Genomic DNA, 14555 nt, shown 5'->3' on the forward strand with positions numbered 1-14555 from the left:
CATTAAGGAGGCGTGGTGCGGCCCGTCGTTTTCGAGAAGGACGAGACGTTCTGGTATGAGACGCTGCGCATGTTCGGCCACATCGCGTACGGCGGCGCCGACTTCGGCGAGGTGCTGGTCACCGCGCAGCGCATCGTCGAGGGCGACTACGACAGCTGGCACGACGAGTGGCGCGCGACCGCCGACCGGGTCGCCGCCGAGGCGGAGCGCAGCCGCGGGATCAGCGCCAGGGACGGGTTCCTGCGGGCGTCCAACTACTACAGGTCGGCCGAGTTCTTCCTGCACGGGGACCCCGCGGACGCGCGGATCGCCAGCGCCTACGAGCGGGCGGTCGAGTGCTTCAGGAAGGCGCTGCCCGAGGTGGCGCCCGTGGAGATCCCCTACGAGGGCACGACGCTGCCGGGCTACTACTACGACGCGGGCGCCGGCCGTACCGTCGTCATGCACAACGGGTTCGACGGCAGCGCGGAGGAGATGCACTTCGTCGCCGCGGCGGCGCTGTTCGAGCGCGGCTTCAACGTGCTGGCCTTCGACGGCCCCGGCCAGCCAGGCCCGATGCACCGGCAGGGGCTGGTGTTCAGGCCCGACTGGGAGAACGTGGTCGGCCCGGTCCTCGACTTCCTGCAGCACGACCTGAGGGCCGGCGGCCCGGTGGGGCTGCTCGGCAACAGCCTGGGCGGCATGCTCGCGCCTCGGGCGGCGGCGTTCGAGCCTCGGATCAAGGCGCTGGTGGCACTCGACGGCGTCTACGACATGGGCGCCAAGGCCACGGAACACTTCGGCGGCGACAGGGAGCTGGCCAGGAGCATGCTGGCCGGCCCCGAAGCGGATGCGGCCCTCGAACGGCTCATGGCGACCGACCCGGGCGTGCGCTGGGCGTGCACCCACGGGATGTGGGTGACCGGGGCAGGCAGCCCGCGCGAGTACACGGCGACGCTCTTCGACTATCACCTGCGCGACGGGATCGCCGAACGCATCACCTGTCCGACGCTCGTGTGCGCGGCCCAGGACGACCACTTCTTCCGCAGCCAGCCCGAGCAGCTCTTCGAACACCTGACCTGCGACAAGACCTTCCTGGAGTTCACCGAGGAGGAAGGCGGCGACGCGCACTGCCAGGCAGGAGCACAGCGCCTGGCCATGTCCCGGATCGGCACCTGGCTGGAGGAGGTTCTCTGAATGAACCGTTCGATCGTCTCCGTGGTCCTGTGGGACGTGGCGCCCATGGTCGCCGCCTACTACGCGGGCCGGGCGCTCGGCGTCGGCGAGTACCTCGCCATGCTGGCCGCCAGCTGCGTCGGCCTGCTCCGCGTCGGGTACGTGGCCGTCAGCAAGCGGCGCCTCGACGGATTCGCCGCCTTCACCTCGTCGATCTTCGCGATCGGCCTGGTCCTCTCGCTCATGACGGGCGACGAGAAGTTCATCCTGGCGCTCAAGTCCGTGACCACCGCCGTGGTCGGCGTGATCTTCCTCGGCACCGTCATCGCCGGCCGCCCCGCCGCCTTCGCCGTGGCCAAGCGCTTCGGCGCCGAGGACGCGGAGACGGCCGCGCGGTGGGACGTCCTGTACGCGGCCGAACCGCGGTTCCGCCGGGTCTACGTCGTGATGACGCTGGTGTGGGGCGTGGCGATGCTGGCCGAGTCCGCCGCCCGGCTCCCGCTCGTCTACCTGCTGCCCACCGACGTGATGGTCACCGTCTCCACCGTCATGCTGCTGGGCACCATGGGGCTCCTCGGCCTGTGGAGCGCCTGGTACGGCAAGCGGGGCGAGCTCAGGACCCGCCCCGCCGCGTGATCCGCCGCCCCGGCCGATCACGGGCGGGCGCCGGCCGCGGCCTCCTCTCGACAGCGCCGCCGGCAGCCCCTCTTGCGGCCTGTCGCGCCCGCGGCCATGCTCGATTTCCCAGCACGAGTCGATCTCGGGAGGCGCGGTGCCCGCCAACGATCCCGGCGTCTCCCGCCGGAGCAGGCCATGACCGTGACGGCGACGCCCCCGGTCCGGCGCAAGGAGTCGGTCTCCGGGCGGGTGCGCACGCTGGCCGGGCTGTCCCTGCTGACGCTGGCGCTGCTGCTGGGCGCGATCCTGGCCGGCGCGGCGAGCACGGGCTCCAGCCTGCGCGTCATCGGGCATGACGCCGGGCCGCAGGTGCTGGCCACCACGGGCCTGCACCGGCAGATGTCGGAGATGGACGCGCTGGTGGCCGAGACCCTGCTGCTGGGCAGGGAGTACGGCCCGCAGCAGCAGGCCGACCTGACCGGCTACGACCAGCGGCGGCTGGAGATCTCCGAGAGCCTGCTCAAGGCCTACCGGCTGGCCATGGACGACCCCGCCGAGCAACGCACGGTCGAGTCGCTGATCGAGGGGCTGGGCCGCTACGAACGGCTGGCGGCCCGGGCCCGGCTGCTGGACGCGCAATCCGGACACACCGCCGGACAGCCGCCCGACGACGTGGTCGCGGCCTACCAGCAGGCCACCGACCTCATGCACCGCGAACTGCTCCCCCAGGCCTACAACCTGACCCTGGAAACCGGGACGATCGTCAGGCGCGCGCACGACGCCGAACGCTCGGCCACCTCGCTGGCCCGCACCGCCGTCATCGTCACCGGGCTGCTCGCGCTGGCCTGCCTGCTGGGCCTGCAGGCCTACCTGACCAGCAGGTTCCGCCGGGTCTTCGCACCGGCCCTGATAGTGGCCACCGTGCTCACCGCGGCCGGCCTGGTGACCGGCACGGCCCTGCTCAACCGGCAGGGCCAGGCGCTGGAGGAGGCCAAGCGCCGCGGCTTCGACTCGGTGCTCACCCTGAGCAGAGCACGGGCGATCAGCAAGAGCATGCACGCGGACCAGAGCCGCTACCTGCTCGACCGCTTCCGCAGGGACACCTACGAACACACCTTCCTGGACAAGTCCCGGGCCGTCGCGGCCGTCGAGTCCACCAGCCTGCCCGACTACCAGAGCAGGCTGCACGCCGACTTCCAGGGACTGCTCGGCGGCCTGACAGGCCGGGACCGGCACCGGCTCTTCGCCGTCTACCAGAGGTTCCAGCAGGCCGACGCGCGGATGCGGACCATGCCGGCCGAAGCGGCGATCAAGTTCTGGGACGGCGAGCTCACCCAGACCTACGAGAGCTACGACAAGGTGCTGGAGGAGCTGGTCCGGCGGCACGAGTCCGACTTCGAGCGCGCCATCGACAGCGGCGACGGAGCCCTGGAGACGCTGTGGCGCTCGATCCCCGCCGGGATGGCCGCCGGCGCCCTGCTCGTCCTGGCCGGCGTCTGGCCACGACTCAGGGAGTACCGGTGACAAGAGTGCTGATCTGCCTGATCCTGCTGCTCACCGCCTGCGGCGCCGCGCGACCGCAATCCCTCGTGGACAAGGACGAGCTGGTCGTCGCCATCCGCTCCGACGTCCCGCTGATCAGCTTCAAGCGGCAGGACGGCGCCTACGACGGCTTCAACATCGACGTGGCCAAGGATCTGGTGTCCCGGCTGGGCAAGCGGATCCGCTGGCTGGAGATCAAGGCCGGCGACCAGCTCACCGTGCTCACGGACGGGCGTGCCGACCTGGTCTTCGCCCACATGTCGGTCACTCCGGAGCGGAAGAAGGTGATCGACTTCGCCGGGCCGTACCACGTCGACTTCCAGGACATCGCGGTACGGCCGGCCGACAAGGACGTCATCCGCGACGTCCGTGACCTGGCGGGCCGCCGGATCTGCTGGGTGCGCGGCACGAACATCGCCCAGCGGATCGTCGACGAGCGCCGGGTCAAGGCGGTCGTCGTCGCGGCACCCGACTACAACGTCTGCCTGGAGATGATCAAGGACGGCAGGATCGACGCCATCTCCACCAACAGCCAGATCCTGGCCGGGCTGCTCACCAGGCCGGGCGTCGACCTGCACCTGGTGGGCGCCACCTTCAACGAGCAACGCACGTCGATCGGCGTCCGCAAGGGCGACGTCGACGGCTGCGAGGAGCTCAACCGGGCCATCACCCGGATGTACCAGGACGGCACGGCCCACATGCTGCTGGACAAGTGGTTCGGCAGGTCGGGCATCGACCTGTCGGTGGTCTCGGTCCCGCAGTTCGAGGGCTGTTCCTAGTCAGGCGGCCCGGCGATCCTGCAGGGCGGCCTCGCTGCCGGAGGCGTTGTACCTGAGCACGTTCGGGTGGAGGCCGCGCAGGTAGCCGAGCGCCGCTTCCTGATCGCCGCCGTTCAGCTCCACGTGGGTCCACAGCGCGGTGTAGGCGGTTCCGGAGGTGGCCGGATGGGCGATGGCGACGCCGCCGCGCAGCCGCTCGTCCAGCAGTTCCCGCCAGGAGCGGATCGGCCGCATGCCGCGCCTGGCCAGTTCCTTGGTGTTGTTGCAGAAGGCCAGCACGCCGGCGTAGATCCCGCTCCAGGCATGCTCCCGATCGACCCAGTCCTTCCGGATCTCACCGGATTCTTTGGATTCATACGGCTCCAGCAGCCCCTGACTCTTGGCGGCCACGTAGGAGTCGGCCGGGCCGCCGTGCCAGACGTCGAACTCCTGCCGCGCCCTGGCCGCCTTGATCCGCTCCAGCGCCTCGCCGCTCGACAACCGGACGAAGTCGGCCTCCACGCCGGTGGCGTCGGAGAACCTCTTGACCATCATCGCGCACCATCGCTCGCTCGCGCCGCACGCGACGGTGATCTTGTCCCGCCTCGGTGCCGTGCAGCCCGCCACCATCAGGACCGCCACCACTGCGATGGCCAACGGCCTCATTGCCCCTCCAAGGGGTTGCCGACGTCTCGCCCGTGTGCCGATCCCATTCGACACTCCGGCGCGAGAGCCGTGCAAGATCCCCGCCTGGCCGACCCGCGAAGAGCAGGCCTGACCTTGTTTGTTCCGTCATGATCTGTCCATGCGGTGCCGATACGGGGCATGGCGCGCTCGACCTCCTCGACAGACTTCTCGCGCGGGCGCATGCGGCACATGCCGTCGCCGGCGAGCAGATCGGGGCAGATCACGGCGTTCCGCCATGAGATGATCCATGGCATGACTGGCCCGTCTGACCTGCACCGCCGCGGTGTTCCCGATTCGCTGGAGACGCCCATTCCCATGGTCAGGGGTGTCGGGCAGATTCCCGGCCTGCGGCCGCGCCGCCGTCCCGGTGACGGCGGCACGGTGAGCGGTGCCGACATCGAGGTGGTCGACACCTTGGACGAACTCAGCCGGCAGACGGTGACGGCGTGGCTGCAGAGCACCCCCTCCCCTGCCGCGCGGCAGACCCGGCTACGGGTGGTGGCCGCGTTCCTGCGCTGGTTGCGCGCCACCGAGCCAGGTCTCGGCCTGCTCTCCGTCACCGGAGCCGAGGTGGACCGCTACTGCGCGGCGGCGCGCGCCGGCGGCCTCAGCACGCCAAAACCCTTGTCGGGCACCACGGTGGCCAGGAAGCGTGCCGTCCTCACCTCGCTGTACACCTTCGCCTGGCGAAGCGGAGCCCTGCGAGCCTCTCGGCACGCCACCCAGACGCCGGCCGAGGGTGGCGACAGCGGCGCCCCCGGCGTGCTCACCCGGGACGAACGCCGGCTGCTGCGCCGCGGCATCGCCCGGCTGGCAGCCGACGGCCGATCGGCCGAGGCGGCCGCGGTCGGGCTGCTGGAGGCCACCGGCGCCTGCGGGGACGTGCTGGCCGACGTCGCCCCGCAGGACTTCCGCCTTGTCGCCGACGGCGATGGCGAGCACCTGGTCATCGTGATCCACACCAGTCGTGACGACATCGTCGCCTACCCGGTGCCTTCGGCCGTTCGCTCACTGGTGAGAGCGCTGTGCCACGACCGGGCGGCCACGGAACCGATCCTTCGCCGCGACGACGGCAAACCTGTCGACCAGGAGTGGGTCGCCGCCGCGCTCACCCAGGCCGCCCTCGCGGGCGGCATACCCGAGCACCGGGCCGTCGGCTTGGACCCGCGCAGCATGACCAGGCCCCGACGAGGCCCCGATGACGCCACGGTTGTGACACGGTGAGCGCCATGCGGCGCCGGCGGCGAACCGGGATGTTCGCCCTGGAGGTCGAGACGGCTCGCCGAGTCGGCGGTCGATCCGCGTCTCAGGCGACGTGACCGCCGGGCCGGATGTCGTCCTCGAGCGCCTCGACCGCGTCGCGCAAGCCCCGCAGCCCGATCTCCGTGCGTTCGACGTCTGTCGGATCGAACCGCCACTCGGTGGCCGGCAGTTGCATCTCCTCCTCCGGACGGCTCGCCTCGACGATGGTCAGTTCGGCCTCGACCTCGATCTGAAGCTCGTACAGGAACTCGTTCTCGCTGTCGGACGTGCTCATGTTTCCTCCATGCGTGGCTGGAACGGATGTCCGGCTGATCGCGTGGATCAGCCGGACGGCGATCTGGCCGGCGGCCATCAGTGGCCGGCGGCGGCGTTCTGGTCGAGCCAGTCGCGGTATCGCACCTTGCCCAGCACAGCGCCCTCACCCGGCACCAGGGTCCGCTCGCCCGGCACGCTGCCGAAGTAGCGCGCCCGCGGATCAGTCACCACCTCGCGCGCGTCGCCCCACGCCGCCAGCGCCTCGCGGAAGAACTCGTCCATCCGGACCTGCTCCGGTCCGGCCACCTCGAGCCTGCCGTTCAGCGGCGCGCCCGCCGCGACCCTGCCGACCTCCTGCGCCACCTCGTCACCCGCGATCGGCTGGAACCGCACCGGCGCGATCCGCACCTCGCCCTCCGCCGTGGCCTCGTCCGCGATGCTCCGCACGAACTCGAAGAACTGGGTCGCGTGCACCAGCGAGAACGGCACCCCCGAGGTCTCGATCAACCGCTCCTGAGCGATCTTCGCCGCGAAGTAGCCGTTCTCCGGCATCCGCTCGGTCCCCACCACCGACACCGCGACGTGATGGCCGACCCCGGCCGCCGCCTCCGCCGCCAGCAGGTTCCGCGTGGAGGTCACGAAGAAGTCCATCACCGCGGCCGGCTCGAACGACGGCGAGTTCGACACGTCGACCACCACCTGCGCCCCCGCCAGCACCTCGGCCAGCCCCTCACCGGTGAGCGTGTTCACCCCGGTGTTCGGCGCCGCGGCCACCGCCTCATGGCCGTGTCCCCCCAGCTTGGTCACCAGCTTCGATCCGATCAGACCCGTCCCACCGACGACGACGACCTTCATCGCGAACCTCCTCCTGTCCACCAGCGGCACCCCGTGCGCCACCCGGTCGCCGGCTAAGACAAGACACCCCCCACACCTGTGACAACAACCGCGAAAATTCTCCGGAAATCAGGTCAAGGACCCGGGACCGGCTGGACGGCATGCGAGCTGTTCGACGAGCTTGCCCGCGGTCGAGTCTCACGCATGAACGCCGCGACCTCGGTGGGAGTCAGCGGGAATCGGCCTCCCGCTCCACCGTTCCAGGACCAGACGAGGTCGACCCGCAGAGCGGGATGGTCCTCTGGCCGCGCCTGCCGTCCGCGGGTGAGTCTGCTTCACGACTCGCGTGAGTCTGTGAACCGCGGACCACGATCTTGCGCGCCGGCGCGGGCCGCGACGGCCGCGCTCCAGAGCGTGACGGCGACCAGGACGACGCAGATGGCCGCGACCAGCGCGACTACGGCGGCCACACCGATCCACGGCGTCCCGAGCGGCAGCAGCAGGACGACTGCGACGCAGCCCACCACAGCGGCGACAGAGATGACCGGCTCCGCGACGGCAAGCGCGTGCACCGCCCACAGCAGTGCGAGATACACGCCGACCGGGACGGCCACCGCGTAGCCGATCGCCTGCGGTGATGCCGCCACCTGGTGCCCGCTCTGCTCCACGGCCACCTCGAGCCCTGCGCCGAGAGCCGCAAGCGCCGCGAAGATGCCGTAGTGACCGTATCCCCACCAGTAGGACCGGTGACGGCGGTCACTGAGACCGGCCCCGGCCTGGACGAGGAAGTACAGCCACCACAGCGCGAACAGCAGGACGAGACCGGACCCGGCGACGACCACAAGGGGACCGCTGATCTGGCCCGATTCGAGCGCGCCTTCGACTCCCCGGCTCGCGGCCAGGACACTCTCACCCAGCAGAATGATCGTGAACAAGCCGTACCGCTCGGCGATGTGGTGCGGGTGCCAGTTGGTGGCCCTTTCCCGCTCCGCCCACCGCGGCACCGCCAACTCCAGGACGACCAGGCAGACGAAGAGCGGCAGCTGGAACGACGCGGGAACGACGCCCGCCGCCACGAGCGCCAGCCGGAGCAGCCAGCCCAGCTGCACGAGGCCGATGCCGGCCGCGTAACGGAAACCGGTGCGGCGGCTGGCCGGATCTTCCAGAGCGGCCCGCAGCCATTGCGCGACGAGCCCGGCTCTCATGATGAGGTAGCCCAGCGTGATGATCCCGAGGTCGGAGCGGCCGACCGCGGCGGGTACGCCGGCGGCCAGCACCAGCACCCCGGCCATCTGCACCATGGTCAGCACCCGGTAGAGGACGTCGTCGGTGTCGTAGGACGAGGCGAACCACGTGAAGTTCATCCACGCCCACCAGATCGCGAAGAACACCTGGAGGAACGGGATCAGTTCGCTCAGGCCGTGACCGTCGGCGATGCCGTGCGCGAACTGCGCTGTCACGGCGGCGACCGCGACCACGAACGTGAGGTCGAACAGCAGCTCCAGCTGGCTTGAAACGCGATGTGGCTCGTCGATGGGACGCGAGCTCATCCGGACTCGAATCCGGAGGGTGGTACTGGCTGGTGGCACGGTCAAGCTCCTGTCACTGCGCGAGGTCCGGTCCGCCTCAAGGACAGGACAGTAGTGCGATCTGTGACAGCGGCCGCGAGCGCGTGCCCATGCCGCCTCCGGTCTCAGGTCACCACCACCCCGCTCTCGAAGGTGCGGATCACCGTGGCGGTGATGCCGTGGCGTGGCAGTTCCCCCTTCTCGGCGGCCTCCCAGCCGGTGTAGGTCAGCGCCCAGACGACGCGCTGGATCCACTCGGGGCTGGCGGCCGGGTCGAAGACGCCCTCCTCCTGGCCGCGCTTGATCAGGTCGAGGGTGGTCGGCACCGACATGTCGGGTTCGAAGCGGTCGGTGAACTCCTCCAGCACGTGCGGGTCGCCGAACAGGAACGCCAGCCGGTCGCCGGACTCCACCATGGCCGCGATCAGGCGTCGCATCGCCTCGAGCGCCGGCCCCTGGTCGATCGCGGCCGCGCGGACGGAGTCCTCCACCGCGCCGAAGGAGTCGACGATCGCGGCCGCCATCAGCTCGTTCCTGTCGGCGAAGTAGCGGTGCAGCGTGCTGCGGCCGACCTGGGCGGCCTCGGCGATGTCGGCGAGCGTCGCCTTGCGGTCGCGGGCGAGCGTGGCGGCCGCGGCGGCCAGGATCGCGCGGCGCGTACGGCTTCGGGTGCCGGACTCCGTCCTGGAAGTACTCACTCCCAGACCCTAACATCATCGTTTGACTTTGGGACATTGATGTCTCACTCTAAAACAATGAACTCCTATTCTCTGGTCGCCGAAGGGCTGACCAAGCGCTTCGGCGACGCCGCCGCGCTCGACGGGTTCGATCTGGCCGTGCGGGAAGGGACGGTGTGCGGGCTGCTCGGACCCAACGGCGCGGGCAAGACCACGGCCGTGCGTGTCATGACCACGCTGCTGCGGGCCGACGGCGGCAGGGCCACGGTGGCCGGCTTCGACGTGGCCGCCCAGCCCGCGCAGGTCCGCCGGGTCATCGGCCTGGCCTCCCAGGAGCCCGCCGTCGACGAGATCCTCACCGGCAGGGAGAACCTGGTGATGTGGGGCAGGCTCTATCACCTCGACGCCAGGCGGGCCCGTCGCAGGGCCGACGAGCTGCTGGAGCAGTTCGGGCTCGCCGAGGCCGCGGACAAGCGGATCAAGCACTACTCCGGTGGGATGCGCCGCCGGCTCGACCTGGCCGCCACGTTCATCCAGGCACCCCGGGTCCTCTTTCTCGACGAGCCGACGACCGGGCTCGACCCGCGCAACCGCACCGAGGTGTGGCAGGCCGTGCGCACCATGGTCGCGGACGGCTGCACGGTGCTGCTCACCACCCAGTACCTGGACGAGGCCGACCAGCTCGCCGACCAGATCGCGGTGCTGCGCGGGGGACGGGTGATCGCCGACGACACGCCCGACCGGCTGAAGTCCTCGATCGGCGGCGACCAGCTCGACCTGGTGCTGCGTGACGCGCGGGACCTGCCGGAGGCCTGTGACGTCCTGGCCGCCTTCGGCCCTCCCGCGGCCGACCCCGACACCCGCAGGCTGACCGCGCCCGTGACCGACCGCATGCACGCCCTCGGCGAGGTCATGCGCGCCCTGGCGGCCAAGGGGATCGAGGTCGAGGACGTGGCCCTGCGCCGACCCACGCTGGACGAGGTGTTCCTGAAGGTGACGGCATGACACACGCGCTCACCGACGGCTGGGTGATCGCCAAGGCGTACCTGCTGCACTGGGTGCGCAACCCCGCCGCCATCCTGTCCCAGCTGCTGTACCCGATCGTGATGGTGCTGCTGTTCGGCTACGTCTTCGGCAGCGCGATGGCCGTCGCGGGCACGGACGGCGACTACCGCGAGTACCTGATGCCCGGCATGTTCGGCCAGACGATGGCCGTCGGCGTCACCAGCACGCTGATCATCACGACCACCCAGGCCTCCAGGGGCGTCACCGACAGGTACCGCTCGATGCCGGTCTCGCAGACGGGCGTGGTGCTCGGCCGGGCCCTGTCGGACATGGTGAGCTCGGCGCTGGAGCTGGCCGTGCTCATCGCGTGCGGCGTGGCGGTCGGCTGGCGCTGGCACAACGGGCCGACGGCCGCGCTGGCCGCCGTCGGCCTGCTGCTGCTCCTGCGCTTCTCGCTCATCTGGGTGGGCATCTTCGCCGGGCTGAAACTGACCCCCGAGGCGGCGGGCGCGTCCTGGATGCTCATGCTGCCGCTCACCATGGTGGCCAACACGTTCGTCTCCCCCGCGCAGATGCCGGGGTGGCTGGGCTTCCTGGCCGAGTGGAACCCGCTCTCGGCGACGGTCGCCGCCTGCCGGCGACTGTTCGGCAATCCCGGGTTCGCGGGCGAGTCGTGGGCGGCGGAGCACGCGCTGCTGCTGGCCGTCGCCTGGCCGGTGGCCATCACGCTGGTGTTCCTGCCGCTGTCGGCACGCGCCTACCGGCGACTGAGCCGGTGACCGTGGGCCGTGCCGTACCGCGCACAGGTCGCGGTACGGCACGGCCGGCTCAGGGGGTACGGCACGGCCGCCCGACTCTGCCGGTACGGCACGGCCGCCGGCTCAGGCGTTCTCCTCCTCCCGCTGCCGCTGGCGGCGGGTGAAGGCCCAGTTGACCAGCCACAGCAGCACGCCGATGCCGAGCAGCACGCCCGCCGTGACGTACACGGTGCCCGGCCGCCCGGTCAGCGGGCTGGCCAGCACGACCGCCATGACCGCGCCGATCGCCGGCAGCGCGGTCGGCGCCCGGTAATGGGCGTGCTCGACCTGCTCCCTGCGCAGCACCAGCACCGCGACGTTCACCACGGCGAAGACGCACAGCAGCAGGAACGCCGTGGTCTCGCCGAGCCCCGCGATCTCACCGGTGGAGATGAGACCGATGGCCAGCGCGGTGGTGAACAGGATCCCGACGACGGGGGTACGGCGGCGCGGGTCCACCATGCCGAGCCGGGCCGGGATGACCCGCTCGTTGGCCAGGCCGTACACCAGGCGTGAGGCCATCATCATGTTGATCAGCGCCGAGTTGGCCACGGCGAAGATCGCGATCGCGGCGAACAGCTGCGGCGGGAACCCGAGCCCGCCCGCCTTGACCACCTCGAGCAGCGGCCCGTCCGACTCCTTCAGGACGCTGGCGTCGACCAGCAGCGAGGACGTCAGCGCGACCAGGATGTAGATGGTGCTGGTGATGGCCACGCCCAGGAAGATCGCGCGCGGGAAGTTGCGCGCGGGGTCCTGGGTCTCCTCCGCCATGTTCACCGAGTCCTCGAACCCGACGAAGGCGAAGAAGGCCAGCGCCGTGCTGCCCAGCAGCGCCAGCATCAGCCCGCCGGAGTCCTCGGCGCTGATCTGCACCAGGCGCGACGGCTCTCCCGCGCCCGTCGCGACCGCGTAGACGCCGATCAGGATGATGATGATGAGGCCGGTCAGCTCGATGAGGGTGAAGACGATGTTGGTCTTGACCGACTCCGACACGCCCCGGTAGTTCAGCGCCGCGACGGCGACGATGAAGATGATGCCCACCACGACCGACGGCAGGGTGACGAACTGCTGCAGGTACCTGCCGCCGATGGCCCGCGCGGCGGCGCTGGCCGAGGTGAGGCCCGAGCACATGACCGCGAAGGCCACCATGAACGTCAGGAACGGCTTTCTGAAGGCGAGCTGGGTGTAGAGGGCGGCGCCCGCCGCTCTGGGGTACTTGGTGACGAGCTCGACGTAGGACATGGCCGTGAACAGCGCGATCACGAAGCCGATGAGGAAGGGGATCCACAGCGCTCCGCCGACCCTGCCCGCGACCGTCCCGGTGAGGGCGTAGACGCCCGTGCCGAGGATGTCGCCGACGATGAATAAGACCAGCAGTTTCGGTCCGATGGCGCGCTTGAGAGACACCTGGGCTGGGGGTGTTGTCATGTGGATGCCCTGCCCGGCTCCGGTGATGTTGACACCCGCCAGTAATGTTGATACATCAACAACCATGGAATTCGGCCTCAACGTCCCCGCCGACGCCCGCCCGGGCGACGACCCCGTGCGCGCCGCCGTGCGCGCCGAGGAGCTCGGCTTCGACTTCGTCTCCACCAGCGACCACCCGTGCGGCGCCGCCCCCAGCTTCGAGACCTGGACGCTGCTGTCGTGGATCGCCGCCTCGACCTCGCGGATCCGCATCGCGACCAGGGTGCTCGGCGTGCCGTACCGGCCGCCGGCGATGGTGGCCAAGATGGCCGAGACGTTCGACCGGCTGTCGGGCGGCCGGCTGATCCTCGGCCTCGGCGGCGGGCACTCCGACGAGGAGTTCCGGGCGTTCGGGCTGCGGGTGCCCACCACCAGGGAGAAGGTCGACGGCCTGGAGGAGGCGATCCACATCACCAGGGGGCTGTGGGAGCGGCCCGCCTTCACCTTCGAGGGCAGGCTCTTCCACACCGACGCCGCCGATCTGGAGCCCAAGCCGTCACGGCGGATCCCGATCTGGCTGGGCACGTTCGGGCCGCGGGCGCTGGAGCTGACCGGACGGCTGGCCGACGGGTGGATCCCCTCGCTGGGGTTCGCGCCGCCCGAGCAGGCCGTCGTCATGCGGGAGAAGGTGCTGGCCGCCGCCGAACGGGCCGGACGGCCGGCCCCCACGTGCGCCTACCACGTCGTCGTGCACGTCGGCGAGGATCTCGGGCGGCCCGGCATGGTCTCGGGCCCCGCCGAGGCGGTCGCCGAGCGGCTGGCGGGCTTCGCCGCGATGGGGTTCAGCACGCTCAGCCTCGCCCCGACCGGCCCGGGGGATCAGGCCGGGCTGCTGGCCGGCGAGGTCATCCCGCTGGTGCGCGAAGCCGTGCGCTGACCGCCGCGGTCACCCGGCCGGCGCGACAAGCCGTGTCCCGCTCATCCCGCGGGGGTGGCGAGCCAGGCCGCGATCCCCTGCAGCAGTTCGGCCTTCAGGGCCTCGGGCGCGAAGGAGGCGGCGACGGTGGCCGCGGCCAGCTCGGCGAGCGTCTCGTCGCTGTCGCGGGCGTCGGCGTACTCCCGCAGTAGCGAGGTCTCCCCGTCGGTGTTGAGGGTGACGACCAGGCCGGCCTCGCGCAGGCGGGGCAGCGGGTGCTCGGCGCGCGAGGGCACGATGCCGAGCAGCACGTTCGAGAACGGGCACACCTCCAGCGGCACGCGACGTTCGCGCAGCTCGGCCACCAGGTCGGGGTCCTCGAGCACGCGGATGCCGTGGCCGATCCGCTCGGCGTGGCCCACGTCGAGCGCCTCGCGCAGGCTGTCAGGCCCGGCGGTCTCCCCCGCGTGGTGCACCAGGTGCAGCCCCGCCTCCCTGGCCACCTCCAGCACGTCGGCGAAGGGCGCCAGCGGGAAGCTCTCGTCGCCGGCCAGGCCGATGGCGATGACCTCGTCGTGGGCGGTGGCCAGCTTGAGCGTCTGCCACAGGCGTTCCGCGGGGCGCCGCCGGGAGTGGTCGAGGATGAGCCGGCAGGTGATGCCGTGCTCGGCCTCGCCCTCGGCCAACCCTTCGAGCACGGCCAGCAGCGGCATCTCCGGGTCGCCGAGCCGTTCGCCGTGGGCGGCGGCGGTGAAGGTGACCTCGGCGTAGCGGGTGCCCTGGGCGGCCTCGTCGGCGCAGAACTCGCGGGCGATCCTGCGGAAGTGGTCGGGGGTGCGCAGGGCGCCGCGCACCTGGGCGTTGAAGTCGGCGAACGGCCGGAAACCGGCGAAGACATCCGGGCGCCGCGCCTGGACCCCGAGATCTCGCAGCGTGGCAGGGCGGACCGTGCTCTCCAGGTGGACGTGCAGATGGGCCTTGGGCAGCAGCGCGATGTCTCTTACCGGGTCTCTCACTGGTGTGATCCTACGGAGCCCTCCTCAAGGCGCACACCTGCTTTTCCGGCGGTACGG

15 protein-coding genes are annotated in these 14555 nt (G+C 70.9%); 8 read left to right on the plus strand and 7 right to left on the minus strand.

The window, feature by feature from the left end:
• The first annotated feature begins 15 nt into the window (after positions 1–15).
• From ACWEVS_RS26120 to ACWEVS_RS26135, 4 genes are all read left to right on the plus strand, one after another.
• Positions 16–1176 carry an alpha/beta hydrolase family protein gene (locus tag ACWEVS_RS26120; RefSeq protein WP_452553785.1) on the plus strand — a complete coding sequence of 387 codons (1161 nt, stop codon included), beginning with the start codon at positions 16–18 and terminating at the stop codon, positions 1174–1176.
• Complete coding sequence (locus ACWEVS_RS26125) at positions 1177–1791, plus strand: VC0807 family protein (RefSeq protein ID WP_452553786.1); 615 nt, start codon at positions 1177–1179, stop codon at positions 1789–1791. It abuts the gene before it with no gap.
• A 177-nt stretch (positions 1792–1968) separates the two neighbouring features.
• Positions 1969–3297 (plus strand): hypothetical protein, encoded by a 1329-nt coding sequence (locus ACWEVS_RS26130; protein ID WP_452553787.1) that lies wholly within the window; start codon positions 1969–1971, stop codon positions 3295–3297.
• Positions 3294–4094, plus strand: coding sequence for a substrate-binding periplasmic protein (locus ACWEVS_RS26135; protein WP_449929012.1), 801 nt, complete (start codon positions 3294–3296; stop codon positions 4092–4094). The genes ACWEVS_RS26130 and ACWEVS_RS26135 overlap by 4 nt, the downstream gene beginning before the upstream one ends.
• On the opposite strand, the gene ACWEVS_RS26140 is transcribed toward ACWEVS_RS26135, so the two are convergent.
• Positions 4095–4739, minus strand: coding sequence for an extracellular solute-binding protein (locus tag ACWEVS_RS26140; RefSeq protein ID WP_449929014.1), 645 nt, complete (start codon positions 4737–4739; stop codon positions 4095–4097).
• Between the two features lie 273 nt (positions 4740–5012).
• Between ACWEVS_RS26140 and ACWEVS_RS26145 the strand changes: the two genes are divergently transcribed.
• A complete protein-coding gene (locus ACWEVS_RS26145; RefSeq protein WP_449929016.1) occupies positions 5013–5984 on the plus strand; it encodes a hypothetical protein in 972 nt (323 codons plus the stop codon).
• An 82-nt stretch (positions 5985–6066) separates the two neighbouring features.
• Here ACWEVS_RS26145 and ACWEVS_RS26150 read toward each other — a convergent pair whose 3' ends face one another.
• The 4 genes from ACWEVS_RS26150 to ACWEVS_RS26165 form a co-directional block, all read right to left on the minus strand.
• Positions 6067–6297 carry a hypothetical protein gene (locus ACWEVS_RS26150; RefSeq protein ID WP_452553789.1) on the minus strand — a complete coding sequence of 77 codons (231 nt, stop codon included), beginning with the start codon at positions 6295–6297 and terminating at the stop codon, positions 6067–6069.
• A 77-nt stretch (positions 6298–6374) separates the two neighbouring features.
• Positions 6375–7133, minus strand: a complete 759-nt coding sequence (locus tag ACWEVS_RS26155) for an SDR family oxidoreductase (protein WP_449929020.1) — start codon at positions 7131–7133, stop codon at positions 6375–6377.
• Positions 7134–7447: 314 nt separating this feature from the next.
• Positions 7448–8662 carry a low temperature requirement protein A gene (locus tag ACWEVS_RS26160; RefSeq protein ID WP_449929022.1) on the minus strand — a complete coding sequence of 405 codons (1215 nt, stop codon included), beginning with the start codon at positions 8660–8662 and terminating at the stop codon, positions 7448–7450.
• A gap of 143 nt (positions 8663–8805) precedes the next feature.
• Positions 8806–9378, minus strand: coding sequence for a TetR/AcrR family transcriptional regulator (locus ACWEVS_RS26165; RefSeq protein ID WP_449929024.1), 573 nt, complete (start codon positions 9376–9378; stop codon positions 8806–8808).
• Positions 9379–9417: 39 nt separating this feature from the next.
• Between ACWEVS_RS26165 and ACWEVS_RS26170 the strand changes: the two genes are divergently transcribed.
• Together ACWEVS_RS26170 and ACWEVS_RS26175 are read left to right on the plus strand one after the other, a co-directional pair.
• Positions 9418–10362, plus strand: a complete 945-nt coding sequence (locus ACWEVS_RS26170) for an ATP-binding cassette domain-containing protein (RefSeq protein WP_452417539.1) — start codon at positions 9418–9420, stop codon at positions 10360–10362.
• A complete protein-coding gene (locus tag ACWEVS_RS26175; protein WP_452553791.1) occupies positions 10359–11141 on the plus strand; it encodes an ABC transporter permease in 783 nt (260 codons plus the stop codon). Before ACWEVS_RS26170 ends, ACWEVS_RS26175 begins: the two co-directional genes overlap by 4 nt.
• A 102-nt stretch (positions 11142–11243) precedes the next feature.
• Here ACWEVS_RS26175 and ACWEVS_RS26180 read toward each other — a convergent pair whose 3' ends face one another.
• Positions 11244–12587, minus strand: coding sequence for an APC family permease (locus ACWEVS_RS26180; protein ID WP_452553792.1), 1344 nt, complete (start codon positions 12585–12587; stop codon positions 11244–11246).
• A 64-nt stretch (positions 12588–12651) separates the two neighbouring features.
• Between ACWEVS_RS26180 and ACWEVS_RS26185 the strand changes: the two genes are divergently transcribed.
• The gene (locus ACWEVS_RS26185) at positions 12652–13503 is read left to right on the plus strand and encodes an LLM class flavin-dependent oxidoreductase (protein WP_452553794.1); all 852 of its coding nucleotides are present in this window, start codon (positions 12652–12654) and stop codon (positions 13501–13503) included.
• Between the two features lie 41 nt (positions 13504–13544).
• Here ACWEVS_RS26185 and add read toward each other — a convergent pair whose 3' ends face one another.
• Positions 13545–14498, minus strand: coding sequence for an adenosine deaminase (gene add, locus ACWEVS_RS26190; protein WP_452553795.1), 954 nt, complete (start codon positions 14496–14498; stop codon positions 13545–13547).
• Positions 14499–14555: the final 57 nt, after the last annotated feature.

It is taken from the genome of Nonomuraea sp. NPDC003754 (genome assembly GCF_053605785.1).

Coding starts and splice junctions, on each gene's coding strand:
- ACWEVS_RS26155 (WP_449929020.1), bottom strand. CDS start 7,133: ATGAAGGTCGTCGTCGTCGGTGGGACGGGTCTGATCGGATCGAAGCTG.
- ACWEVS_RS26185 (WP_452553794.1), top strand. CDS start 12,652: ATGGAATTCGGCCTCAACGTCCCCGCCGACGCCCGCCCGGGCGACGAC.
- ACWEVS_RS26175 (WP_452553791.1), top strand. CDS start 10,359: ATGACACACGCGCTCACCGACGGCTGGGTGATCGCCAAGGCGTACCTG.
- ACWEVS_RS26170 (WP_452417539.1), top strand. CDS start 9,418: ATGTCTCACTCTAAAACAATGAACTCCTATTCTCTGGTCGCCGAAGGG.
- ACWEVS_RS26140 (WP_449929014.1), bottom strand. CDS start 4,739: ATGAGGCCGTTGGCCATCGCAGTGGTGGCGGTCCTGATGGTGGCGGGC.
- ACWEVS_RS26180 (WP_452553792.1), bottom strand. CDS start 12,587: ATGACAACACCCCCAGCCCAGGTGTCTCTCAAGCGCGCCATCGGACCG.
- ACWEVS_RS26160 (WP_449929022.1), bottom strand. CDS start 8,662: ATGAGCTCGCGTCCCATCGACGAGCCACATCGCGTTTCAAGCCAGCTG.
- ACWEVS_RS26145 (WP_449929016.1), top strand. CDS start 5,013: ATGACTGGCCCGTCTGACCTGCACCGCCGCGGTGTTCCCGATTCGCTG.
- ACWEVS_RS26130 (WP_452553787.1), top strand. CDS start 1,969: ATGACCGTGACGGCGACGCCCCCGGTCCGGCGCAAGGAGTCGGTCTCC.
- ACWEVS_RS26150 (WP_452553789.1), bottom strand. CDS start 6,297: ATGAGCACGTCCGACAGCGAGAACGAGTTCCTGTACGAGCTTCAGATC.
- ACWEVS_RS26125 (WP_452553786.1), top strand. CDS start 1,177: ATGAACCGTTCGATCGTCTCCGTGGTCCTGTGGGACGTGGCGCCCATG.